Source organism: Citromicrobium bathyomarinum, from assembly GCF_021021475.1.
In the GTDB taxonomy this organism is placed as follows: domain Bacteria; phylum Pseudomonadota; class Alphaproteobacteria; order Sphingomonadales; family Sphingomonadaceae; genus Alteriqipengyuania; species Alteriqipengyuania bathyomarina.
The window spans coordinates 771,331-793,548 of sequence record NZ_JAINWL010000001.1 but is presented as its reverse complement, the minus strand read 5'-3'; the positions used below and the strand labels follow the sequence as shown (position 1 = coordinate 793,548).

The window sequence follows — 22,218 nt, the reverse complement described above, 5'->3', positions numbered from 1 at the left end:
ATCCGCGACCCTATTCGTCTCCTGTGCTCTCGTCCTCTTCCTCCGAGGGCTCGAAGCGGATCGAGGCTACCCCTCCGCTGTCGCGCGCTTTGGTGAGCGCTTCGATCACCGCTTTCGCCCCGCGATCACCGTGCGGATTGTTGGCCAGCACCTTCAGGAGGAAGATCGCGTCATCGTATCGTCCCTCACGCGCAAGCTGGGTGGCGTAGGCGAATCGCACTTCCGCGGCTTCCGGCGCCAACGAGAATGCCATCTTCAGGGCATCGGTCATTTGCGGATGGCTGGCGCCTTCACGCAGATAGCTGTTGGCGAAGTCGTATAGCGCGAGCGGGTCGGCCGGATCGAGCCGGTTGGCCTTGCCGATGAATTCGCGGGCTGCCGCCCAGTTGGCCGGATCCGGATCGTCCCCATGGTCGAAAGGTTCGAGCAGCAGCCTGCCCTTGAGGAGGTTTGCTCTCACATGGTTGCCGTCGAGTGCGAGCGCCCGGTCGACCGCGGCCTCGGCCGCGCTGAAGTCGTAACCGGCCTCCTCCTTGTGGTTGAGTGCGAATTCGATCTCCGCGAGCTGGTACCAGCTTTCGGCTGTGCCTTCGCCGCGTTCCGCGAGGCTGCGCAGCTTGTCGCGCGTTGCTTCGGGCTCGTATCGGGCGATCCTTTCCAAGGTCAGCTCGACAAGTTCGCCCTCGTATGACGACAGATCGGTGATCCGAATGTCTTGGGCGTAGGCGAGCGTAAGGTCGGACTTCGAATAGCCCATCGATCCCCGCACGTAGCGGCGCAAGTTGCTCTCCAGCTCGTCCAGATCGCCGAAGTGCTTGCGCGCCGCCTCAAGGTTCTCGGTCCCGCTATTGATCTCGCGCAGGTAGGCCTGAATCTGGTCCCCGCGCTTCTTCGGGTCCGAATAGAGCATGTGGGTCAATGCCCACGACCAGCCGTAGAAAGCGCCACCATCCCGAATCTCGGAGACGTCGGAAGTCAGCAACGCCTCGATCGGAATCTTCTGCCCGTTGTTGACCGAATAGGCCCGGTCCTTCTGGGGGTAGCCGAAGATCCATTCTCCGTTCGATTTGAATTCTGCCGTCGAGACATATTCGGCGAAGCCTTCCACGAACCAGGCAGGAGCGGGAATGCCGAAATTGTTGAACATGAAGTGATGCGCATATTCGTGAAACAGCGTGCGAAGGCCGCGGTCGTTCGCTTCCCGGTTGCTGACTGCGTAGCTGCCCTCGACCCGCGGGGAATAGAAGCCCGCGATGTTGCGACCGCGCAGATCCTCGACCTGGCCCATGGAGCGCAGCAGGTAGATGCGCAGTCGAATCGGTTGTTCACTTGCTGGTCGACCGAACACCAGTCGAAGGAGAGCGTCGAACTTTTCCAGCTGGATTGCATAGTCCTCCAGCTGGCTGGTGCTGCCGTCCGAATAGATGACGAAGTGGCGCGTTTCCGCCTTCTTCCAATCCGCCGCGCTGGCGGGCACCGCCATTGCCAGCGCCATCAGCAGCGCGCACAGGCCCGCGACCCAGTTCTTCATATCGACCCCCCGAAATGTCCTTTGGCGCTACCCTAACGGCTTGAAAGCAAGGGGCAAGGTTCGCGCGGGCGTTACACGAAGCTGTACGGATCGATGTCGATCCCCACGCGCACGCCGCGCGGCAGTTCCAGCGGGCCGAGCCAGTCGCGAATGGCATCCTGCAGCGCGGCTGTGCGCTTGGCGTTGATCAGCAGGCGATAACGATAGCGTCCGCGCAGCTGCGCGAGAGGGGCAGGTGCGGGGCCGAGGATCATGATGTCGTCCAGCCGCGGGCGCGCATCGCCGATCCGTGCAGCGGCCAGGCGCGCCTCCTTGTCGTCCTCGCTCGACACGATGATCGCGGCCCAGCGCCCGAAGGGCGGGGCATTGGCGTGGCGACGCGCCTCCAGCTCGGCGGCGTAGAAGGCATCGCGGTCGCCCTCCGCCAGCGCGGCGATGACTGGTGCTTCCGGGTGGCGCGTCTGGATCAGCACCTCGCCCGGCTTGGAGGCGCGGCCCGCGCGGCCCGCGACTTGTGCGATCTGCTGATAGACACGCTCGGCCGCGCGCAGGTCGCCGCCCTCCAGCCCCAGATCCGCATCGACCACGCCGACCAAAGTCAGGTCGGGAAAGTGGAAGCCCTTGGTGACTAGCTGCGTGCCTACGATCACGTCGATCGCACCGCTTTCCGCCATCGCAACGAACTCGGCGGCGCGCGCGGGCGTGTTGAGGGTGTCTGACGTGGCAACCGCGATCCGCGCTTCGGGTGCGATCTCGCGCACTTCGTCGGCGACGCGCTCCACCCCGGGGCCGCAGGGAACGAGGCTGTCTTTCTCCCCGCATTCGGGGCAGGCTTCGGGCGTCGGCTCCTCGTGCCCGCAATGGTGGCAGGCGAGCCGGTGGGAAAAGCGATGTTCGACCAGCCAAGCGCTGCATTGCTTGCATTGGAAGCGGTATCCGCAATTCCTGCAAAGCGTCAGTGGGGCATAGCCGCGCCGGTTGAGGAACAGCAGCGTCTGCTCGCCGCGCTCCATCCGCGCGAACAGCTCGCGTGCCAGCGTCGGGGCGAGCCAGCGGCCGCGCTCGGGCGGCTCCTCGGTCAGGTCGAGCAGGCGGATCGTGGGCAGCGAGGCCCCGCCGAAGCGGCTCGGCAGGTCGAGCTTCCGGTAGGTGCCCGTCTCCGCCATGTGCAGGCTTTCGAGCGCGGGGGTGGCCGATGCCAGCACCACCGGAATCCGCTCGAAATGGCCTCGCATCACCGCGACGTCACGCGCGTTGTAGCGCACACCGTCATCCTGCTTGAAGCTGATCTCGTGCGCCTCGTCGACCACGATCAGGCCGAGATTGGCATAGGGCAGGAACAGTGCGGAGCGTGCGCCGACCACCACCTGCGCGCCGCCCTCTTCCGGCGCGCGGGCGATCGCGCGCCATGCCCGGCGGCGCTCCGAGGATTTGAGCGAGGAGTGCCACAGCACCGGAGTGACGCCGAAGCGGTCTTCGAACCGGCGCAGGAAATTCTCGGTCAGCGCGATTTCGGGGAGCAGGACGAGCACCTGTCTGCCAGCGCGGATCGCGGCGGCGACGGGTTCGAAATAGGTCTCGGTCTTGCCCGATCCGGTCACCCCGTCGAGCAGGATCGGCGCGAATTCCTTCGCTTCGACCGCCCTGACCAGCTCGTCCGCGACTTCGGCCTGCTGCGGCGACAGCACCGGCTCGGCATGGTCGGGCTGCGCGCGCGGGTAGGGGCGGTCAGCGTCGACCTCTTCCGGCTCCAGCACGCCCTGCGATACCAGCCCACGCAGCACGCCTTCAGAGACCCCCGCAATCGCGGCCAGTTCGCGGATCGTGCCCTGCCGGTCGACCAGCTTTTCCAGCGCCTGCTTGCGCTGCGGGGTCATCCGGTCGGGCTGCGTGTCGGTCAGGCGGTATTCGGTGACGGTGACGCCGCCCTTCAGCGCGCCCCCGCTGGCCAGCACCATCCGTGCGACCGAAGACATCGAGGCGCAGTAATAGTCGGCGGTCCATTCGATCAGGCGGCGCAGTTGTGCGTGCAGCGGGCGCACCGGCAGCACCGACAGGATCGGGCGCAGCTTTGCCTCGGGCACCGACTCGCCGGGAAGGCGTTCTTCCTCCCACACGATGCCGGTGACCTGGCGCGGGCCTAGCGGGGCGACCACGACGCTACCATGCTCGACCGCCATGCCATCGGGCACGCGGTAATCGAGTACGCCGAGCGCGGCGTTGAGGACGAGGAGGCGGATACGGCGCATGGGTCGTCCGCCAATATGGGTGCAGGGGCTCCCGCGCCACAAGCATGGAAGGTGAGACGATGACCGGAATTCTGGAAAATGGCCTGAACCGGCGCAGCCTGCTGGGGGCGCTCGGTGCCGGCGCGGGCGCGATGCTGCTGGGCGGCTGCGCGACCTACGAGACCCGCGTGACCAACGTGATCGAGCGGCTGCTGCTGCTCTCCAGCCAGCGCGCCTTCGCCCGGCTGACTGCGCCGGGCGGCTTCTGGGACCAGCAGATCGCGCAGGCCGGGCTCGACAATTTTCTCGGCGCGCGGGGCAATGTGCTCGCCGGAATTCTCACCTCGGGTCTGGTCAAGTCGCGACTGGAGCGGGAGTTTGCAGGCTTCGCGGTCGAGGCGAGCGAGCGCGCCGCGCCGATCATTTATGATTCCATCCAGCTGATCGGGGTCGAGAACACGATCGGGCTGATCACCGGCGGGCCGACCGCCGCGACGAGTTATCTGCGCGCGGACCTTGGCCCGCGGCTGGTCGATGCGATGGTGCCCGAACTCGGCGATGCGATGCGGCTGGCGCGCGATCCGGTGATCGGCCAGCTCGTCTCGGCGCTGGCCGGGGTCGATGTCGGCGGGGTGGCGGCGCGGCTCGCGAACGAGATCGACGATACCGTGTGGGCCGAGATCGGGCGCGAGGAAGCGGCGATCCGCGCCGATCCACGCAGCACCAACGATCCCGTGCTGATCGGTGCGCTGGGCCTCGCCGGGCGACGCTGAAGCGCGGGGAGCGGTTAGAAGCGGTAGGCCGCGCTCAGCTGGGGCACGTGGGTATAGGTGTCGCCGCCCGGACGCGGGCGCAGTTGCAGCAGGTAGCCGCCGCTCACCTCGAAGCGCTCCGCCACGCGGTAGGTCAGTCCGGTGGCAAAGCGTAGCTGGTCGACCCGCTCCGGCCCGCCATCATTGCGGTCGCGCAGCTGGTACAGCAGCTCCGCCGATGCGCTCGCCTTGAGCTTTGGGGCGATCGTGTCGCTCAGCTGTACGCGCTGGCGCAGGCGCAGCGCCATTCGGTCGGAATTGTCGTAGAAGCGTTCCTCAATCCGTGTGCGCAGCGACAGGATCCCGGTCGAAAAACCGACCTGCTGGTAGGGGCGAACCTCGGTAAAGCCGTCGATGTCGTGGATCTCGATCCCGCCACCCAGCGAGAAGCCATCGCCGATCTCGTGATCGACCACCGCACCGACGATATATTCGTCGGGTCCGGCCTTGCGCCGTTGCTCCACTTCCACCTTCAGGCTGGTGCCCTCGGCGATATCGCCCTTGGCCGCCAGCTCGATCCAGAATTCGCTTTCATCTGCCAGAGCTGCGCTCGGTTGCAAAAGCACGGTCGCGGCGGCAAGTGGGAGGGCGCGCGCCGCAAGATTGACTGATCGCATCGGGAATCCTTGAACAGGGTTCGGGTGTGACGCTTCCATGACAGGTATGTGACCAAAATGAAATTCTTCGCAGACACCGCCGACATCGCCGACATCCGCGACTTGACCGAAACCGGCCTGATCGACGGGGTGACCACCAACCCTTCGCTGATCCACAAATCGGGCCGCGATTTTATTGAGGTGACCAAGGAAATCTGTGGGATCGTCGATGGCCCGGTCAGCGCCGAAGTCGTCGCGCTCGATCACGAGACGATGATGAAAGAGGCCGACAAGCTGCGCAAGATTGCAGACAACGTCTGCATCAAGGTGCCGCTGACGCTCGATGGGCTCAAGACCTGCCGCGCGCTGACGGACGATGGCACGATGGTGAACGTGACGCTGTGCTTCTCCGCCAACCAGGCGCTGCTGGCCGCGAAGGCCGGTGCGACCTTCATCTCGCCCTTCGTCGGCCGCCACGACGACAACGGCTTCGACGGGATGCAGCTGATCGAGGATATCCGGCTGATCTACGACAACTACGCGTTCGAGACCGAAATCCTCGTCGCCAGCGTGCGCCATGCGACGCATGTGCTGCAGGCGGCCAAGATCGGTGCGGACGTGATGACCGCGCCGCCCAAGGTGATCCGCGGCCTCGTCAACCACGTGCTGACCGACAAGGGCATCGAGGACTTCCTGAAGGACTGGCAGTCGACCGGTCAGAGCATTCTCTGAGGTTTCGGGCTTGAGCGAAGAAACTCCTCTCGACCGGTTCAAACGCGCGCTGACCGGCGGCGCGCGAGCGATTGCGCGCGAGCCCGAGGTGGAAGTCGCGTGGAGCGCAGACCGTCCCGGCGCAGCGGGCAAGAACTTCCGCGTGCCGCTGCCCGGGCGCCAGCTGCCGCCCGAACAGGCTGCCGAAGCGCGTGGCTTTGCCGATAGCTTCGCGCTCAAAATCCGCCTGCACGACAATGCGCTGCACGATTCGGGCGCGCCGGGCGATCCGGTCGCGCGGGCGGTCTATGACGCGGTCGAGCAGGTCCGGTACGAGGCGCTGGGCGCGCAAGGGTTTGCGGGCGTGGGCGAGAACCTCGCGGCCGCGACCGAATTGCGCGCCGCGAGCGACCCCATCGCCCGCGCTACTGAGGCTCGCGACGTGCCGCTCTCCACCGCCGTATCGCTGATGATGCGCGAGGCGCTGACCGGCAGGCCGATCCCGAGCCGCGCGCAGAAGGGCGTCGATCTGGTCCGGAAATTCGTGGAGGAGCGCACCGGCGGCGATTTCTCCGCACTGGCGGACAAGCTCGACGACCAGAAGGCGTTTCAGGACCTCTCGATCGAGATGCTCCGCCAGCTCGACCTGATCGAGGGCGCGGACAGCGCGCCCGACGATGCGGACGAGGACGGCGACGAGGACGAGGGCGAATCGCCCGAGGACGATACCGACGAGGAAGACGCGGGCGACCAGTCGCCGCAGCAGAGCCCCGAAGCCGCCTCCGAAATGACCGAAGGCGATGCCGACGAGGATGGCGAGGGCGAGCTTTCCGAAGAGGACGGCGACAGCGACGACGCAGGCGACGACGGCGAGGAGGGCATGATGCCCGTGCGCCCGAACCGCCACTGGACCGACATTCCCGACGATTTCGAATATCAGGTCTACACGCGCAAGTTCGACGAGGAAATCGCCGCGACCGAGCTGTGCGATGCCGACGAGCTCGACCGGCTGCGCGCCTATCTCGACAGCCAGCTGACCGGGTTGCAGCATGTCGTCACGCGGCTGGCGAACCGCCTCCAGCGCCGGCTGATGGCGCAGCAGAGCCGCAGCTGGGATTTCGACCAGGAAGAGGGCATGCTCGATGCCGCGCGGCTGGCGCGCGTGGTCATCAGCCCCGGCCATTCGCTTTCTTACAAGGTCGAGCGGGAGACCGAGTTCAAGGACACGGTCGTCACCCTGCTGATCGACAATTCGGGCTCGATGCGCGGCCGCCCGATCTCCATCGCCGCGATCAGCGCGGACATCATCGCGCGCACGCTGGAGCGGTGCGGGGTGAAGACCGAGATTCTCGGCTTCACCACCCGCGCGTGGAAGGGCGGGCATACGCGCGAGAAATGGCTCGCCGACGGCAAGCCGCAGCAGCCCGGCCGCCTCAACGACCTGCGTCACATCGTCTACAAGCAGGCTGACGAGCCCTGGCGCCGCGCGCGCCGCAACCTCGGCCTGATGATGCGCGAAGGGCTGCTGAAGGAGAATATCGACGGCGAGGCGCTGATGTGGGCGCACCAGCGCCTGCTCGCCCGGCCCGAGGATCGCCGCATCCTGATGGTGATCTCCGACGGCGCGCCGGTGGACGACTCGACGCTATCGGTAAACCGTGCAGGCTATCTGGAAGCGCACCTGCGCAAGGTGATCGAGTGGATCGAGAAAGCCTCGCCCGTCCAGCTGGTCGCCATCGGCATCGGCCATGACGTGACGCGGTATTACAAACGCGCGGTTACGATCATGGATGTCGAGCAACTTGGCGGCACGATGATCGGGCAGATGGCGGATCTGTTCGAGGTTGAGGGGTGAGGCAGCTTGCGCCCTTGGCTTTCTTGGCCTTGGGATTCACGGCCTGCGTTCCGACAGTCGCATCTGCCTCCGACATCGAATGCTACGACGCCAAGGTGCGCGCCAAACCTGTCGCGCAAGTACCGACGGTCTTTCCGCAATCCGACGATCCGAGTGTGATAATCATGAGCTGGCCGTGGTTCGTCGATCTCGATGTGCGCCGCGTCTTGGAGGGTGACGTCGACAAAGGTCGGCTCGAGACCTTGGCAGTCCTTCACACCTATTACGTCCGCAAGACCATGACGTTCTACCTGCGCCGCAATTCGGCGGGCACATACAATATCCTCCGCGACGACCCTGATGAACTTGACCGCTGTCCGTCGGATGCTCTGCCGGCAACACCCTACCTGCGACTTGGCCCGGATCGGACTTACGCCGACGAAAGGCGAGAGGGGGAGGAGCTTTATCGCAGGTATTACGAGGATGATGAATAGCGAATGGGTTCGCAGGGCGGCCGGTCTCGTAGTAGCTCAGTCACACCTCGTATGATATATGCATACGCATGAGTAAGCTCGAACGCATCACCGTCACCATGCCCACCGAAATGGCTGCGCGGCTCCGCGCGGCGGTGGAGCGCGGCGAATACGCTACCACCAGCGAAGTGGTCCGTGAGGCGCTGCGGGATTGGGGCGAGGAGCGCGACAAGGGCGAGGCCCGTCGCCAGTGGTTGCGATCCGAGATCGAAAAGGGGCTGGCGGGGCCGTTTTACCCCGCCGATCAGGTCTACGCCGAATTGCGCGATCGGGTGCGAGAGCAGGTGGCCGACTATGCCGGCAAGGATGAATGACCGAACTCGTCATCTCCGAGGCGGCTCGCGCAGACCTACGCGAGATCGTCGACTATATTGCGCGCGACAACCCTGAGCGGGCAGAGACATTTCTCGACGAACTGCTCGCTCGCATCACGGCTGTCGCCGAGCATCCCCACGCCTACCCTGTCAGAACGGACTGGCCAGTGCCGGTGCGTGCCGCTGTCCACCGCCGATATCTGATCGTCTTCCGCGAACATGAGCAGCGGGTCGAAATCGCGCGCGTCCTGCATTCGGCCCGCGACATCCCTACCATCCTGCGCGACCAGTAAGCGAACGCGGCCGCTGCTTCACACAGTCATGCAGAACGGTGCAGACGGTCTGACAGCTTTCATCTCTGCCGCTTCTGCAACCAGTTCTGGCACCTCATCCTGCCGAACATCCAGCACCGCCTCACGAAGCCGCTCCCACGGAAACAGGCTCCCCGGATCGCTCCTCCGCGCAGGATCGAGCATCGCATGGCTCACCACATGGCGCAGGTTGGGGTATTTGGCCCAGGCATAGCGGACGATCTGCGCGGTCGCCTCCACCTGCCAGTCGGAGAATGCGTCCGTTCGCACCTGCCGGTTCACCACTTCGATTCCGAGGGACCAGTGGTTGATCCGTCCGCGCCCGTCCCAGATCGCCGGGTGAGAGCAGGCATTGCGCACGTGCCATGCCGCGCGTGCCTCGTGACAGGTGGCCCACACGAATTGCTCATGCTGCGGTTCGTCCTCGTCGGGCACCAGCCAGTGGAAGCTTGCCTTGCGATCGAAAATCACGCTCGCCGCGCCCGCAGCGCTGCCGCCCGCCGTCGCGTGGATCACCACCGCGCGCACGCCTTTTATCGGATCGTAAATCCGCGCGCTCGATGCCTTGAGCGCTGCATCGCGGATGCCCGGCCACCAGCGTTCCTCCAGCGGAGCGTGCGCCGGTCGCAGCGCGGGGTCGAGATCGAAATGATAGGTGGTGGGGTCGCCCATGTGGTCCTCCCGAAAGGGTCGCAGGGCGAATCCAGCTAGAGCGGGTTTTGCGAGTAGGACAGCACGAAATACAGCCTGCCGGGTTGGCGCGGGGGCGGTCAGCCGCTAGCCAGCCGCGCATGAGCGATACCCCGATGTCCGTTTCCGAAGCCGTCACCTCGCGCCGGTCGGTGCGCGATTTCCTCGATACGCCGGTGCCTCTCGATACGATCCGGCAGGTGATGGAGACCGCGCGCTGGGCCCCCTCGGGCTGCAACTACCAGCCTTGGGAAGCGACCATCCTGACCGGCGAACCGCTCGCGCAGCTGCGCGAAAAGCTGCGCAGCGCCGAGATGAAGCAGCCCGACTACGACTGGGACGCGCCCAAGCAGGAGGACCGCTACAAGCAGCGCCTCTACGAGCTTTCCGCCAGCATGTTCGAATCGCTCGGCATTGCGCGCGAGGACAAGGCGGGCCGCGCCGCCGCGATGGGGCGCAACGTGGTCAGCTTCGGCGCGCCCGTGCTGCTGCTGTGCTATTTCCCGAGGATGATGAAGGAGGCGCAATGGTCCGATACCGGCATGTGGCTTCAGACCATCATGCTGCTGCTGCGAGAGCAGGGGCTCGATTCCTGCCCGCAGGAATTCATGGCCTACTACGCCGATCCGATCATGGCGCACATTGGCGTGAGCACCGAAACGCACCGCTTCTTCTGCGGCGTGGGCATCGGCTATCGCGATCCGGATGCGCCGGTGAACAGCTTCGAGCGCAACCGGGTGCCGCTGGACGAGCATGTCCGGTTCGAAGGCTTCGAATAAGGATACCCGAGCATGAACCCGCGCCATCTCGTTGCCCTGCTGCTCGCGCTGTCGGCGATCAACCTCGCGCTGATGATCCCCGGCGGTTTCGTGGAGACGCGCGATTTCAGCGCCTATCCGGCGAGCGTGCTGGCGGCGTTCAACATCTTCCTCACCGTACTCGGCCTCGGCTCGCTGGTGCTGGCATGGCTGACCTGGCGCGGCGGCGTACGGCGGGTGTGGAGCATGGCGGCGGCGGTCGGCTTTGCGGCGACCTATCTGCTCGACCTGTTCAAGATCTTCCCGGTGACGCCGGTGCCGATGTCCTCGCTGCTCGAAACGCTCGAATGGCTGGGCACTGCGCTAGCCATCCTGCTCGCCACAGCGGTGCTGACCGCTGGCACCCGCGATGCGGGAGGCAGGCAAGGCGCGGCGATCCCGCGCGGCCTGACCATCGTGATGGGAATCGCAGGTATCGGCATCGTGATCTTCGCGACGATCGCCGCGATGGGCGGCTGAGACGCGGAACCGCCATCCGTGCCGAGAATTGAACATGGCACGGATTTGAAGGAGCGGACATGCGTATCATCGGCTGGATTTCGACCATGGCGGCAGTCTGCGCGCTCGCGGCATGTGACGCACCCGACACGGCCAAGCCCGATGCGGAGCCGAGCGCTACGCAGGCCTCCGACCCTGCGCCGGTGATCGACCCGGTCGGCCCGAGCGAGGCCGAACCCACTCCGCCGACCGACGAATATGCGAATAGCCGCCCCGCGCTCGACAACAGCACCGCCGAGCCGGTCGAAGGCTCCTGCCTTGCCGAGCTCGGGCGCAAGGAGGCGGAAACGCTGTCGGAGCAGTGCTATGAAATGTCGCCCGCCACGCGGCCCGCGTGCAATATCCAGAATTCCTGCGACACGATCCGCGCCGAGCTGAAGCGTGGCTGCGAGTTCGGCGACACGTCGGACAATCCGGATTACTGCGAAGGGCTCTAGCTCCGCTCGTCCTCGGGCACGCGGCGGACAATGTCCGGGTCGCGCCAGATCATCACGCCCATGGTAACGAACCAGCCCAGCTTGCCGAAGGCGAGCGCGCGCTCGTAGAGCCCGTCCCACCCGGTCGGCACGACGAACAGGAACGGCGCGGCGATCGCCCACAACACCCCGCCGACACACATCGCAATGCCCAGCCGCCGGTCGATCTCGTACAACTGGCCTGCGGTCAGCAGCACGGTGAGCGGGAATGCGACGCCCATTAGGTAGACCAGCTTGTAGTGGATCTGCATGCCCTCTCCGGTCGAATAGGCCTCGTACGCGGCGATCAGCGTGTAATCGACCGCGAGCACCACCAGCAGAACCGTGCCTAGCCGCCAGTCCCAGCGCGATACGCGCCAGCGGACCAGGCCGATGGTCACGGCGAGCACGCCGACGACGAAGGCATAAATGCCGAGGTCGGAAAGAATGTCCCACTTGCCCGCAGCAAGATTGCTGATCGTGTCGCTGGCCAGCCCGATGCGGTCGGAAAGGCTGGCGCCCAGCAGGTCGCATACAACCGCGATCGCGCAGCCAGCGATGGCCACGCCGCCCAGCGTGCGTGAAAGCGTGTCGGTTCCTGAATCCTTGCTGATATGCTCGCTCCGGTGTTGCGCAGCCGTGCCGCTTGGCGCATTTGCGCGGGCTATGACCGACGCGCCGCAACTCAAGCTGTTCAATTCTCTCAACCGCCAGCTGGAACCCTTCGTTCCGGTCCATGAGGGCGAGGCGCGCGTTTATACCTGCGGGCCGACGGTCTATAACTACCCGCATATCGGCAACATGCGCGCCTACGTGTTCGCCGATGTGCTGGGGCGGACGCTGAGCTGGCGCGGCTACAAACTCACCCACATCATCAATATCACCGATGTCGGCCACCTGACCGATGATGGGGATGCGGGCGAGGACAAGCTGGAGAAGATGGCTGCGACGCAGAAGCAGTCGATCTGGGACATTGCTGAGCACTATACGCAGGCGTTCAAGGCGGATGTGGCAGCGCTCAACATCTGTGAGCCCGCCGAATGGTCTGTGGCGACCGATTACATCGAGCAGATGATCGACTTCGCGAAGCAGATCGAGGCGAAGCACTGCTACCAGCTGGAAAGCGGGCTCTATTTCGATGTTTCGACGGTGGAGGATTACGGGCGGCTGGCGCGTGCGGTCACCGAAGAGGGCGAGGGCCGGATCGACACGGTCGAGGGCAAGCGCAACGCCGCCGATTTCGCGATCTGGCGCACCACGCCCGAGGGCGAGACGCGGCAGATGGAGTGGGATTCGCCCTGGGGCCGCGGCGCACCGGGCTGGCATCTCGAATGCAGTGTTATGGGCGGCAAGCTGCTCGGCTTCCCGTTCGACATCCACACCGGCGGGATCGACCACCGCGAGATCCACCACCCCAACGAGATCGCGCAGAACCAGGCCTATTGCGGCTGCGGCGGGCTGGACGATGCCGCGCATTCGGGCGCGAAGATATGGATGCACAACAACTTCCTGGTCGAGCGGTCGGGCAAGATGAGCAAGTCGTCGGGCGAGTTCCTGCGGCTGCAGCTGCTGATCGACAAGGGTTACCATCCGCTCGCCTACCGGATGATGTGCCTCCAGGCGCATTACCGCAGCGAGCTGGAGTTTTCGTGGGAGGGCCTCGGCGCGGCGTTGACGCGGCTCAAGCGGATGGTGATGGCGGTGCAGCCGTTGCGCGAGGTGGAAAGCGCTGCGACCGATCATCCGAAGTTTGCCCCTGCGCTTGCCAAGTTCCAGGACGCGATGGCCGACGATCTCAACACCGCAATCGCGCTGACCGCGCTAGAAGATGCTCTCGCGACCAAGAAGGTCGATGCCGGGATCAAGCGTGCCGTGGTTGAACGGATGGACGCCGTCCTCGGCCTCGGCCTGCTCGACCTCGCGCGGACCGATCTGCGGCTCCGCCCGAAAGACGCGATCATCACCGAAGCCGAGATCGAGGACGCGCTGGAGCGCCGTAAGGCCGCGCGGGCGGAGAAGGACTTTGCCACCTCCGACGCGATCCGTGACGAACTCGCCGCGAAGGGCGTCGAGGTGATGGATGGCGACCCGCTCGGCTGGGAATGGAAGCTGGCGTGAGGCCAAACCGTCACCCCGGACTTGATCCGGGGTGGTGCTTCACTTCTGGTCCGTGCGCGTGAAAGAGAAGCCTTGGCCCGGATCAAGTCCGGGCCGACGAGACAAGAGAGGTTGAGCCTTTGACCACCGCAGTCCTGTCCGCCCTGATCCGCCCGCTGGTGGAGCCGCGCCTGCCCGACTGGGTCGAGCCGCTGTGGTTCATGAGCAAGGAGGAGGCGATCGAACTCGCGCCGCGTGCGGAGATCGGCTGGTTCGACTTCAACCAGCCCGGCCCGATGTGCGAGGTCGTGACCGCCGCGACCAACCTCAAATGGCTCAACTCGATCTATGCCGGTCTCGATTTCCTGCCGCTCGACCTGCTGGAGCAGCGCGGCACGATCGTCACCAACGGCGCTGGCATCAACGCGATCACCATCGCCGAATATGTCGTCATGCTGATGCTGACCCATGCCAAGGGCTACCGCGAGGTCGTCCGCGCGCAGGACCGGCATGAGTGGCTGCAGGACAGCCCCGGCAAGCGCGAGCTGGCGGGCGAGCGAGTGCTGCTGCTCGGCCTCGGCGCGATCGGGCAGCTGGTGAAGACCCGGCTCGAAGCCTTCGACATGGAGGTGGTGCCGGTGCGCCGCTCGGGCGCGGATGGTGCGCTGAAGCCGGACGAATGGCGCGGCAAGCTGGGCGAATTCGACTGGGTCGTGCTGGCGGTGCCCTCGACCCCCGAAACGCACCACATGATCGGCGCGGACGAACTCGCGGCGATGAAGGCCAACGCCGTGCTGGTGAATATCGCGCGTGGCGATGTGGTCGACCAGGATGCGCTGGTCGATGCGCTGGAGGCTAAGCGGATCGAGGCCGCGCTGCTCGACGTGACCGACCCCGAGCCGCTGCCCGAGGATCATCCGCTGTGGAGCCTGCGCAATGCGCAGGTCACCATGCACCTGTCGGGCCGCGCGCAGAGCAAGATGTTTCAGCGCAGCGCCGACCGCTTCATCGAGAATCTGGCCCGCTGGCACGCGGGCGAACCGGTCGAGCCGCGCTTCGACCCCGCGCTGGCTTACTGAACGCTTCGCGAAACCAATCCGTGCCGCCGCCCGTATAGATCGGGCACACCAGGAGGGGAGAGAGCGATGGCCGAGGGACAAGCGATCAAGACGAGCGATCTGTTCGTCCAATGCCTTGAGGCGGAGGGCGTCGAATATGTCTTCGGCGTTCCGGGCGAGGAGAACCTCGACCTGCTCGATTCGCTCTCGCGCTCCGACATCCGTTTGGTGCTCACCCGGCATGAACAGGGCGCGGGCTTCATGGCCGCGACCTATGGCCGGCTGACCGGCAAGGCGGCGGTGTGCCTGACCACGCTGGGGCCGGGCGCGACCAATGCGCTGACCGCGGTCGCCTATGCCCAGCTTGGCGGGATGCCGATGCTGACCGTGACCGGGCAGAAGCCGATCAAGCATTCCAAGCAGGGCCGTTTCCAGATTCTCGATGTGGTCGCGATGATGAACCCGGTGACCAAGTTCGCGCACCAGCTGGCGAGCGGGGAGACGCTGCCCGCGCGGGTGCGCGAGGCGGTGCGGCTGGCCGAGGAAGAGCGGCCCGGTGCGACCCATCTCGAACTGCCAGAAGACATTGCGGCGGAGGAGGCCGTCGCCGCGCCTCTGAAAGCCTCGGTCGCGCGTCGTCCCTCCGCCGAGCCCAAGGCGGTGCGGATCGCGGTCGAGGCGGTGGAAGCCGCGAAGAAGCCGCTGCTGGTGATCGGCGCGGGCGCAAACCGCAACATGGCGAGCAAGATGCTCGGCGAATTCGTCGACAAGACCGGCATTCCCTTCGTCACCACCCAGATGGGCAAGGGCGTGCTGGACGAGGAGCGGCCGCTGTTCCTCGGCTGCGCGGCGCTGTCTTCGGGCGATTTCGTCCACCGGGCGATCGAGGAAGCGGACTGCATCCTCTCGATCGGGCACGACGTGATCGAGAAGCCGCCCTTCTTCATGCACCGCGACGACAAGCGCGTCGTGATCCACGTGTCGTACAACACGGCGGAGGTGGACCCGGTCTACTTCCCGCAGATCGAGGTGATCGGCGATATCGCCAACGCGATCTGGCAGATGAAGGAAGCGATCACCCCTCGCGAGGACTGGGATGCAGGCTGCATGCTGCGTTACCGCGAGGCGGAGCTCGAGCATTCGGACGCGCTGATGGAGGATCGCCGCTTCCCGATCTTCCCGCCATTCCTGGTCGCCGCGATCCGCCGGGCAATGCCGCGCGAGGGGGTGATCTGCCTCGACAACGGCGTCTACAAGCTGTGGTTCGCGCGCAACTACATGGCGCACCTGCCCAACACGATCCTGCTCGACAATGCGCTCGCCAGCATGGGTGCGGGACTGCCGAGTGCGATCGCCACCGCGCTGGTCCACCCGGAGCGCAAGGTGATGGCGGTGTGCGGCGATGGCGGCTTCATGATGAGCGGGCAGGAGCTGGAAACGGCGGTGCGGCTGGGCGTCGACCTGACCGTGCTGATCCTGCGCGACGATGCCTATGGCATGATCCGCTGGAAGCAGAAGAACATGGGGCTGGCCGATTATGGTCTGACCTTCGGCAATCCCGATTTCGTCGACTACGCGCAAAGCTTCGGCGCGCATGGTCACCGGGTCGAGAGCGCGGAGCACCTCGAACAGCTGCTCGCCCAATGCCGCGATGCGGGCGGGGTGCATGTGATCGACTGCCCGGTCGATTATTCGGAAAACGATTCGCTGCTCAACCACGAGATCAAGGAACGCAGCGCGCAGCTTTGAGGTTGCCTTGGTAAAGGAGATTGCCCCCGTGCCACAGCTCAAGGACACTTACCCCCTCTACCTTCGCAACGAGGCCGCGCAGCCCAACACCGATCTCGAGGTGACGGACAAGTACACCGGCGAGGTCGCCTTCCGCACCGCGCTCGCCACGCCCGAGATCATCGACGACGCGATCGTCGGCACGGTCGAGGCGACGGAGCCGATGGCGCGGCTCGCCAGCTATCAGCGGCAGGACTTGCTGATGCACTGCGTGAAGCGGTTCGAGGAACGCTTCGACGAACTCGCCTATGCGCTGTGCGTCGAGGCCGGAAAGCCGATCGGCGACAGCGAGGGCGAGGTCACCCGCCTGATCGACACCTTCCGCATCGCTGCCGAGGAAAGCGTGCGGCTGGGCGGCGAGGTTATGCCGCTCGACATCTCCGAACGCGCCAAGGGCTATCAGGCGATCTGGAAGCGTGTGCCCATCGGCCCGTGCAGTTTCATCTCTCCTTTCAACTTCCCGCTCAACCTTGCCGCGCACAAGATCGCGCCGGCGCTGGCCGTGGGCTGCCCCTTCATCCTCAAGCCCGCGAGCAAGACCCCGCTGGGCGCGATCATCATCGGCGAGGTGCTGGCGGAGACGGACCTGCCCAAGGGCGCGTTCTCGATCCTGCCCGCCAGCCGCGACGGCGCGGACCTGTTCACCACCGACGAACGCCTCAAGCTGCTCAGCTTCACCGGGTCCGACGAGGTCGGTTGGGCGCTGAAGGCGCGGGCAGGCAAGAAGAAGGTCGTGATGGAGCTGGGCGGCAACGCCGCGGTCATCATCGACCGTGATGCCGACCTGAAGGATGCCCTGCCGCGCGTCATCAAGGGCGCCTTCTACCAGTCCGGCCAGTCATGCATCTCGGTCCAGCGCATCCTCATTCACGAGGATGTGTACGACGAGTTTCGCGACATGCTGGTCGAGGAAGCCAAGGCCCTCGTCGCGGGCGATCCGAAGGACAAGGACACCTTCATCGGCCCGATGATCGACGACGGCGAGGCCGAACGGGTCGAGGCATGGACCAAGGAAGCCCTCGACCATGGCGCAAAGCTGCTGTGCGGCGGCACGCGCGGGGGGCGGATGATCCCTGCAACCCTGCTCGAAAACGTCGACCGCGATGCCAAGGTGGTGAACGAGGAAGTGTTCGGGCCGCTTGCCGTCCTCATGAAGTTCTCCACCTTCGACGAGGCGATCGAGGAAACCAACCGCTCCGAATTCGGGCTGCAGGCGGGCATCTTCACCCGCGACCTGTTCAAGATGTTCGATGCGTGGGACCGGCTGGATTACGGCGGCATCTGCATCAACGAGATCCCCAGCTACCGGGTCGACAACATGCCCTATGGCGGGGTCAAGAACTCAGGGTTGGGCCGCGAAGGCGTGCGCTTCGCGATGGAGGACATGACCGAGATCAGGAACCTCGTGATCCGGCGGTGACCGGCGTGTTCTGGGCCGGTGTCCCGCGGCCCCTGACACACCTGACACACAGTCCAGGGGGTTAAAAACCACCCCCGCCACGGTCACTGGCTCATCCGTCCTCCAGCAGCAGCAATTCGCAGGTGACGGTGAGCCGGGGTGAGGGGGCCAGGGCATGGTCGACCGCGCTGACCGTCGCATCCGCGACCAGCTGGCCGGGCAGGGCGAATTCGTGATCGGGCAGCTCGGCGATGAGCAGTTCGCCGCCTGCGATCCCCTCGGGCGTGTCGAACGCCAGCCGCACCGTGTGGCGCGTGCCTGCGAAGGTGATGCTCGCCCAGCCACGTTCGCGGTGGTCGAGCACGCGGCCCTCGCCCCCGGCGAGCGCGATCAGCGCGCGTTCGAGCCTCCCGGCGCTGCCCCGGCGCGGGGCGAGGGTGGGAAGGGCTTCAGCGTGCATGGCGCGGCTCCTCCATCCGGGCGCGCCATTCGGCCATGAAGCCGTCCACGCGCCGTTCAGTGCCGGAGCGCGGCATGCGCCCGTTGCGCAGGTCGAGCACGAAGCGTGGATCATGCGTCGCGAGACGCCCGAATTTCGTCGCGGGCATGTCGAATTCGCGCAAAAACCTCTCTATCCTTCGAATCAGCATAAATTTCCCTCACAGATGGCTTTGACAGGTCGATTCGGCGCCGCGGTGAAGGATTGCTCGCCTGTGAAATCCTACTTGTCTAGGAAAAATCTTTCGCTATAGGAAATTGTGTATGAGCGATGATCGACCCTCTGTGGGCAGCCTGCCAGGCGATCCGGCGCGTGCGCGCCTGCTCGAACTCGCGCAGGCGCGCGGCTCAAGCCTTTCGGCGCTTTCCAAGCTTATCGACCGCAATTCCAGCTATTTGCAGCAGTTCATCCGCAAGGGGAGCCCGCGCAAGCTGGAGGAGCAGGACCGGCGCACGCTGGCCCAGTTCTTCGGTGTCGACGAGAGTGAGTTGGCCCCCGAGATGAGTGGCGCGGAGGAAAAATCCTATGGTGCGTCTCGCTACTCTGCGGGCGACGAGGATTTCCACGCGATCCCGCGCCTCTCGCTCGCCGCAGCGGCCGGGCCGGGGCAATTCGCCAATGGCGAGGCGCCGTTCGACAATTTCGGTTTTTCGGGCCGCTGGCTGCGCGAAAACGGGTTCGATCCGAAAATGCTCTCCGCGCTCACGGTGGAGGGCGATTCGATGGAGCCGCTGCTGCGCCACGGCGACGAGATTCTGATCGATCGCGGATCGCGGTTCGAGCGGGATGGGGTCCACGTCGTGCGCATGGGCGACACGCTGATGGTCAAGCGGCTGGCGAGCGCGGGGGCGGGGCGGATCGCCCTGCTCAGCCAGAACCTCGCCTACCCGCCAGTGGAGGTCGGGCTGGACGAGATCGAGGTGCTCGGCCGCGTGGTGTGGAAGAGCGGGCGGTTGTGAGCGCTAAAATACGTCCCGAGACGGATCATCGGCCGACCGGAGTCTCCATGTTTGCGTGCCGCTGTCCGCCTTTCGATAGAAAAAGGTCACCGATGTGTTCTCTCTGACGCATTCTATGATTTCGTCATCGGCTGGCGGACCATGATCGACAGAGGACCAGCTTGCCGAGTCTTCCGATGGCATGACGATCGCATACCAGTTGCCGGTTGCCTCGTACCACGCTGCCCCCGGACTGCATTTGAGTAGTGCGGAGACAAAGGCCTGATGTTCGCTGCCTGGAGGGGCATTCTCTCCCATTGAATCCATCGACCCGACGACCTTGGTGAAGCCCTTTGGATTGTCGTTTTCGCGATAGAACAGCGGGAAGACGAGTGACGAGCTCTTGGCTGCTTCGTCGACCGCTAGCTCCGGCGCGGCGCCCCGCTCGCTATCATCGGGCCTTCCCTCTTCCTTTGGCGAGCCGCAGCTGGCCAAGATGAGCATGCAGAATAACGACGGCCAAGGGTTCATGGCGTCACTGTTTGAGCGCGCTGCTTGGGAATGGCAAGCTGCGCGAGAGGAGCAGTCGGTCGAAGGGGGCGAGGCCACCGATCCGGCGCATGATCCTTGCAATCACCTCCACATCAATGGGGCGATCATGCTTGCGGGTCTGGAGCGCGCAGGCGAGCCAGGCCGCGCTGATCAGTCTCGACCGTGACGGAGTTTGGCTCGGTGCAGGAGTCCGTATCCCTAACGTTTCTGCGTCGTTTAGAGGATTCTTCACCTTCGAGCGTCATGCTTCCCGCGCAATCCGGGGGGCGTGATGATTACCAGACATCTGCTGCGCGACGAGACGGGCACATCGGCGATCGAATATGCAGTCATCATGGCGCTGATCGGGGTCGGCCTCGTCGGGGCGCTCAACGCGCTCGGCACCGAGACGGCTAAAAGCTATTCCAATGCGGCGGTCGCGCTGGAGCCTGCTGCGGACGAGCCCGCTCCTGCGGCCACGGCAACGCCCCCGCGCGTCCCCGGTCGACCGGGCGGTGGCAATCGCGTCCCACGCTAAGGCGATCTGCGCGCCTTCCGGCTTGTTTTTCAGGACGGGGGACGGCGGTAGTCGGGATCTTTCAGCGACAGCATGTAATCGGTGACCAGCGCGACATCCGCGTCGGTCAGCCCCACATCCATGATGTCCGGGTAGTTGTGCGCATCGCGCAGATAGGCGGTCAGCGTTTCGCGGGTCAGCCCTTCGCGATTGGCGATTTCGGGGAAGGTCGGCGCCTGCGGCAGGGGCGAGAGCGTGCCCGGCGTCACCGCATGGCAGCTGCCGCACACCGCGCCCACCAGCATCGGCACGCCGTCGGCATCGGTCTGGGCAAGCTCCGCGCGGCTCGGCTGCGGCTCGGCAGCGGTGGCCGACTGCACGGGCGTATCCGGCTGGCAGGCTGCCAGTGCGAGAGTGCCCACGGCTGCGAGCAGGACGAATTGCGGCTTCATGGTCTGCGATCCCTTTTTCAGGCCTTGGGGAAGGGTACTGCCGCCCTTGCCACCGATCAATCGGTGTTCCATCTCGGGGGGCATGACCCAGACCAACGCCTCTTCCCAAGCCTCCCCCATGAAAGCCGCGATCCTGCCGGTGACGCCGCTGCAGCAGAACTGCTCGCTGATCTGGTGCACGCAGACCAACAAGGCCGCGCTGATCGACCCCGGCGGAGACCTCGACAAGCTGAAGGCGGGCGTCGCCAAGGCGGGGGTGGAGCTGGAGAAGATCCTCATCACCCACGGCCATCTCGACCATTGCGGGCAGGCCGGGATGCTGGCGAAGGAACTCGGCCTGCCGATCGAAGGCCCGCACGAGGCGGACCGGTTCTGGATTGCGCGGCTCGATGAAGACGGCGCGCGGTTCCAGATGGAGGCCGCGAGTTTCGAGCCCGACCGGTGGCTGGAGGATGGCGACACCGTCACCGTCGGCAACCTGACGCTGGAGGTGATCCACTGCCCCGGCCACACGCCGGGCCACGTGATCTTCTTCAACCGCGAGCGCAAGTTCGCGATCGTGGGCGATGTGCTGTTCCAGGGCAGCATCGGGCGCACCGATTTCCCGATGAGCGATCATCAGAGCCTGATCGATGCGATCACCAGGAAGCTGTGGCCGCTGGGCGATGATGTCACCTTCATCCCCGGCCACGGCCCGACCAGCACCTTCGGCCAGGAACGCCGCACCAACCCCTTCGTGGGCGACGCGGCGCTGACGTGAGCGCGGCAGCGCCCCTCCGTTAAGAGAGGGGCGCTCAGACCACCCCGAATCCGATCAGTGCGGCAAACACGCTCAGCCCCAGCAGCGTGAGCATCGTCACGATCACACCGATCTGCCTCGGCAGCCCGCCTCTCTCCGCGTCCATTCCCACGCCGTGCAGGATTCGCGCGAACACGAACAGGATCGAGAGGAGGTGCAGCCACATCCCGCCGCGCCCGGCCAGCTCGATCAGCACGATCAGCACGAGCACGAAGGGCGCGGTTTCGACGAAATTGAGCTGGGCGCGCATCCGCCGGGCGAGCAGGGGATTGCCGCCATCGCCGTGGCCGACCTTCGCCTTCAGCCGCGCGCGGCCGCAGCGCACCGCCAGCCACAGCGCCAGCAGCCCGAACATGGCGGCGCTGGTCAGCGACACCGGCAGCATGATATCCATCGCATTCTCTCCCGTGCAGATCGTGTGAGGGGGACAGGCTTTAGCGCGGTGTTCGCGATGGCCAAGCGCCAAGCTGCGCTTGCATCGCGCGGCAGAATCGGTATAGCGCGCGCCTCTTGCCGCCATTGACGGAGCGTGAGCGCCGCACGACATAGCCGTTGTGCAGGTGCTTCCCCTCGCTTAAGGGCGGCTCTCAAGTATTGATTTTTAACCGTTTAGAACAGGTGCCGCCATGGCCGTCCCCAAGAGAAAAGTATCGCCGCATCGCCGGGGCAATCGGCGCGCGCATGATTCGCTGAAGGTCGAAGCCTTCCATGAATGCGACAATTGCGGCGAATTGAAGCGCCCGCACAACATGTGCGGCCACTGCGGTCATTATAATGGCCGCCTGGTGCTTGAGCCCAAGGGCCTCTGA

General features: G+C 65.4%; 27 protein-coding genes. 17 read left to right on the top strand and 10 right to left on the bottom strand.

Going from position 1 to position 22,218, the window contains the following annotated elements; all coding sequences use genetic code 11:
- Positions 1–10 precede the first annotated feature (10 nt).
- Together K7H93_RS04055 and K7H93_RS04050 are read right to left on the bottom strand one after the other, a co-directional pair.
- A complete protein-coding gene (locus tag K7H93_RS04055; RefSeq protein ID WP_230782604.1) occupies positions 11–1,531 on the bottom strand; it encodes a tetratricopeptide repeat protein in 1,521 nt (506 codons plus the stop codon).
- 71 nt (positions 1,532–1,602) lie between these two features.
- Complete coding sequence (locus tag K7H93_RS04050; protein WP_230782603.1) at positions 1,603–3,780, bottom strand: primosomal protein N'; 2,178 nt, start codon at positions 3,778–3,780, stop codon at positions 1,603–1,605.
- 59 nt (positions 3,781–3,839) lie between these two features.
- Between K7H93_RS04050 and K7H93_RS04045 the strand changes: the two genes are divergently transcribed.
- Positions 3,840–4,532, top strand: coding sequence for a DUF4197 domain-containing protein (locus tag K7H93_RS04045; protein WP_230782602.1), 693 nt, complete (start codon positions 3,840–3,842; stop codon positions 4,530–4,532).
- A 14-nt stretch (positions 4,533–4,546) separates the two neighbouring features.
- Here K7H93_RS04045 and K7H93_RS04040 read toward each other — a convergent pair whose 3' ends face one another.
- A complete protein-coding gene (locus tag K7H93_RS04040; protein WP_230782601.1) occupies positions 4,547–5,188 on the bottom strand; it encodes a DUF2490 domain-containing protein in 642 nt (213 codons plus the stop codon).
- 57 nt (positions 5,189–5,245) lie between these two features.
- On the opposite strand from K7H93_RS04040, the gene fsa reads away from it, so the two are divergent.
- The 5 genes from fsa (at position 5,246) to K7H93_RS04015 (ending at position 8,852) form a co-directional block, all read left to right on the top strand.
- Entirely contained in the window at positions 5,246–5,899 is a 654-nt protein-coding gene (gene fsa, locus K7H93_RS04035) for a fructose-6-phosphate aldolase (RefSeq protein WP_230782600.1), read from the top strand.
- A 10-nt stretch (positions 5,900–5,909) separates the two neighbouring features.
- Positions 5,910–7,733, top strand: coding sequence for a cobaltochelatase subunit CobT (gene cobT, locus K7H93_RS04030; RefSeq protein ID WP_230782599.1), 1,824 nt, complete (start codon positions 5,910–5,912; stop codon positions 7,731–7,733).
- Positions 7,734–7,756: 23 nt separating this feature from the next.
- Complete coding sequence (locus K7H93_RS04025; RefSeq protein WP_230782598.1) at positions 7,757–8,206, top strand: hypothetical protein; 450 nt, start codon at positions 7,757–7,759, stop codon at positions 8,204–8,206.
- A 68-nt stretch (positions 8,207–8,274) separates the two neighbouring features.
- On the top strand, positions 8,275–8,559 hold the full coding sequence (locus K7H93_RS04020; protein ID WP_230782597.1) for a ribbon-helix-helix domain-containing protein: 285 nt from the start codon (positions 8,275–8,277) through the stop codon (positions 8,557–8,559).
- The gene (locus tag K7H93_RS04015; protein WP_230782596.1) at positions 8,556–8,852 is read left to right on the top strand and encodes a type II toxin-antitoxin system RelE/ParE family toxin; all 297 of its coding nucleotides are present in this window, start codon (positions 8,556–8,558) and stop codon (positions 8,850–8,852) included. Before K7H93_RS04020 ends, K7H93_RS04015 begins: the two co-directional genes overlap by 4 nt.
- A gap of 18 nt (positions 8,853–8,870) precedes the next feature.
- Here K7H93_RS04015 and K7H93_RS04010 read toward each other — a convergent pair whose 3' ends face one another.
- Positions 8,871–9,542 carry an N-acetylmuramoyl-L-alanine amidase gene (locus K7H93_RS04010; protein ID WP_230782595.1) on the bottom strand — a complete coding sequence of 224 codons (672 nt, stop codon included), beginning with the start codon at positions 9,540–9,542 and terminating at the stop codon, positions 8,871–8,873.
- A gap of 119 nt (positions 9,543–9,661) precedes the next feature.
- Between K7H93_RS04010 and K7H93_RS04005 the strand changes: the two genes are divergently transcribed.
- Genes K7H93_RS04005 through K7H93_RS03995 form a run of 3 tightly spaced genes read left to right on the top strand, consistent with a single transcriptional unit; the run spans position 9,662 to position 11,313 of the window.
- Complete coding sequence (locus K7H93_RS04005) at positions 9,662–10,339, top strand: nitroreductase (protein ID WP_230782594.1); 678 nt, start codon at positions 9,662–9,664, stop codon at positions 10,337–10,339.
- Positions 10,340–10,351: 12 nt separating this feature from the next.
- The gene (locus K7H93_RS04000) at positions 10,352–10,837 is read left to right on the top strand and encodes a DUF8051 family protein (RefSeq protein ID WP_230782593.1); all 486 of its coding nucleotides are present in this window, start codon (positions 10,352–10,354) and stop codon (positions 10,835–10,837) included.
- Positions 10,838–10,896: 59 nt separating this feature from the next.
- Positions 10,897–11,313, top strand: coding sequence for a hypothetical protein (locus K7H93_RS03995; protein ID WP_230782592.1), 417 nt, complete (start codon positions 10,897–10,899; stop codon positions 11,311–11,313).
- On the opposite strand, the gene K7H93_RS03990 is transcribed toward K7H93_RS03995, so the two are convergent.
- Complete coding sequence (locus K7H93_RS03990; RefSeq protein WP_230782591.1) at positions 11,310–11,897, bottom strand: DUF998 domain-containing protein; 588 nt, start codon at positions 11,895–11,897, stop codon at positions 11,310–11,312. The genes K7H93_RS03995 and K7H93_RS03990 overlap by 4 nt on opposite strands.
- 100 nt (positions 11,898–11,997) lie before the next feature.
- Here K7H93_RS03990 and cysS point away from each other — a divergent pair, with 100 nt between their 5' ends.
- From cysS to K7H93_RS03970, 4 genes are all read left to right on the top strand, one after another.
- Positions 11,998–13,449 (top strand): cysteine--tRNA ligase, encoded by a 1,452-nt coding sequence (gene cysS / locus K7H93_RS03985; RefSeq protein WP_230782590.1) that lies wholly within the window; start codon positions 11,998–12,000, stop codon positions 13,447–13,449.
- 119 nt (positions 13,450–13,568) lie between these two features.
- Positions 13,569–14,507, top strand: a complete 939-nt coding sequence (locus K7H93_RS03980) for a D-2-hydroxyacid dehydrogenase (protein WP_230782589.1) — start codon at positions 13,569–13,571, stop codon at positions 14,505–14,507.
- A 66-nt stretch (positions 14,508–14,573) separates the two neighbouring features.
- On the top strand, positions 14,574–16,235 hold the full coding sequence (locus K7H93_RS03975) for an acetolactate synthase large subunit (RefSeq protein ID WP_230782588.1): 1,662 nt from the start codon (positions 14,574–14,576) through the stop codon (positions 16,233–16,235).
- 28 nt (positions 16,236–16,263) lie between these two features.
- Positions 16,264–17,694, top strand: coding sequence for an aldehyde dehydrogenase family protein (locus tag K7H93_RS03970; RefSeq protein WP_230782587.1), 1,431 nt, complete (start codon positions 16,264–16,266; stop codon positions 17,692–17,694).
- Positions 17,695–17,785: 91 nt separating this feature from the next.
- On the opposite strand, the gene K7H93_RS03965 is transcribed toward K7H93_RS03970, so the two are convergent.
- Both K7H93_RS03965 and K7H93_RS03960 read right to left on the bottom strand, forming a co-directional pair.
- Positions 17,786–18,133 carry a hypothetical protein gene (locus K7H93_RS03965; RefSeq protein WP_230782586.1) on the bottom strand — a complete coding sequence of 116 codons (348 nt, stop codon included), beginning with the start codon at positions 18,131–18,133 and terminating at the stop codon, positions 17,786–17,788.
- Positions 18,123–18,323 (bottom strand): hypothetical protein, encoded by a 201-nt coding sequence (locus K7H93_RS03960; protein ID WP_226661047.1) that lies wholly within the window; start codon positions 18,321–18,323, stop codon positions 18,123–18,125. The genes K7H93_RS03965 and K7H93_RS03960 overlap by 11 nt, the downstream gene beginning before the upstream one ends.
- A 112-nt stretch (positions 18,324–18,435) precedes the next feature.
- On the opposite strand from K7H93_RS03960, the gene K7H93_RS03955 reads away from it, so the two are divergent.
- The gene (locus K7H93_RS03955) at positions 18,436–19,131 is read left to right on the top strand and encodes a S24 family peptidase (RefSeq protein WP_230782585.1); all 696 of its coding nucleotides are present in this window, start codon (positions 18,436–18,438) and stop codon (positions 19,129–19,131) included.
- 3 nt (positions 19,132–19,134) lie between these two features.
- On the opposite strand, the gene K7H93_RS03950 is transcribed toward K7H93_RS03955, so the two are convergent.
- Positions 19,135–19,641, bottom strand: a complete 507-nt coding sequence (locus K7H93_RS03950) for a hypothetical protein (protein WP_230782584.1) — start codon at positions 19,639–19,641, stop codon at positions 19,135–19,137.
- Between the two features lie 292 nt (positions 19,642–19,933).
- On the opposite strand from K7H93_RS03950, the gene K7H93_RS03945 reads away from it, so the two are divergent.
- The gene (locus K7H93_RS03945; RefSeq protein ID WP_230782583.1) at positions 19,934–20,179 is read left to right on the top strand and encodes a Flp family type IVb pilin; all 246 of its coding nucleotides are present in this window, start codon (positions 19,934–19,936) and stop codon (positions 20,177–20,179) included.
- A 29-nt stretch (positions 20,180–20,208) separates the two neighbouring features.
- On the opposite strand, the gene K7H93_RS03940 is transcribed toward K7H93_RS03945, so the two are convergent.
- Complete coding sequence (locus K7H93_RS03940; protein ID WP_230782582.1) at positions 20,209–20,610, bottom strand: cytochrome c; 402 nt, start codon at positions 20,608–20,610, stop codon at positions 20,209–20,211.
- 118 nt (positions 20,611–20,728) lie between these two features.
- On the opposite strand from K7H93_RS03940, the gene K7H93_RS03935 reads away from it, so the two are divergent.
- Positions 20,729–21,370, top strand: coding sequence for an MBL fold metallo-hydrolase (locus K7H93_RS03935; protein WP_230783153.1), 642 nt, complete (start codon positions 20,729–20,731; stop codon positions 21,368–21,370).
- Between the two features lie 34 nt (positions 21,371–21,404).
- Here the strand turns inward: K7H93_RS03935 and K7H93_RS03930 are convergent, their stop codons facing one another.
- Positions 21,405–21,803, bottom strand: a complete 399-nt coding sequence (locus K7H93_RS03930; RefSeq protein ID WP_230782581.1) for an MAPEG family protein — start codon at positions 21,801–21,803, stop codon at positions 21,405–21,407.
- Between the two features lie 232 nt (positions 21,804–22,035).
- On the opposite strand from K7H93_RS03930, the gene rpmF reads away from it, so the two are divergent.
- Positions 22,036–22,218 carry a 50S ribosomal protein L32 gene (gene rpmF / locus K7H93_RS03925; RefSeq protein ID WP_010234375.1) on the top strand — a complete coding sequence of 61 codons (183 nt, stop codon included), beginning with the start codon at positions 22,036–22,038 and terminating at the stop codon, positions 22,216–22,218.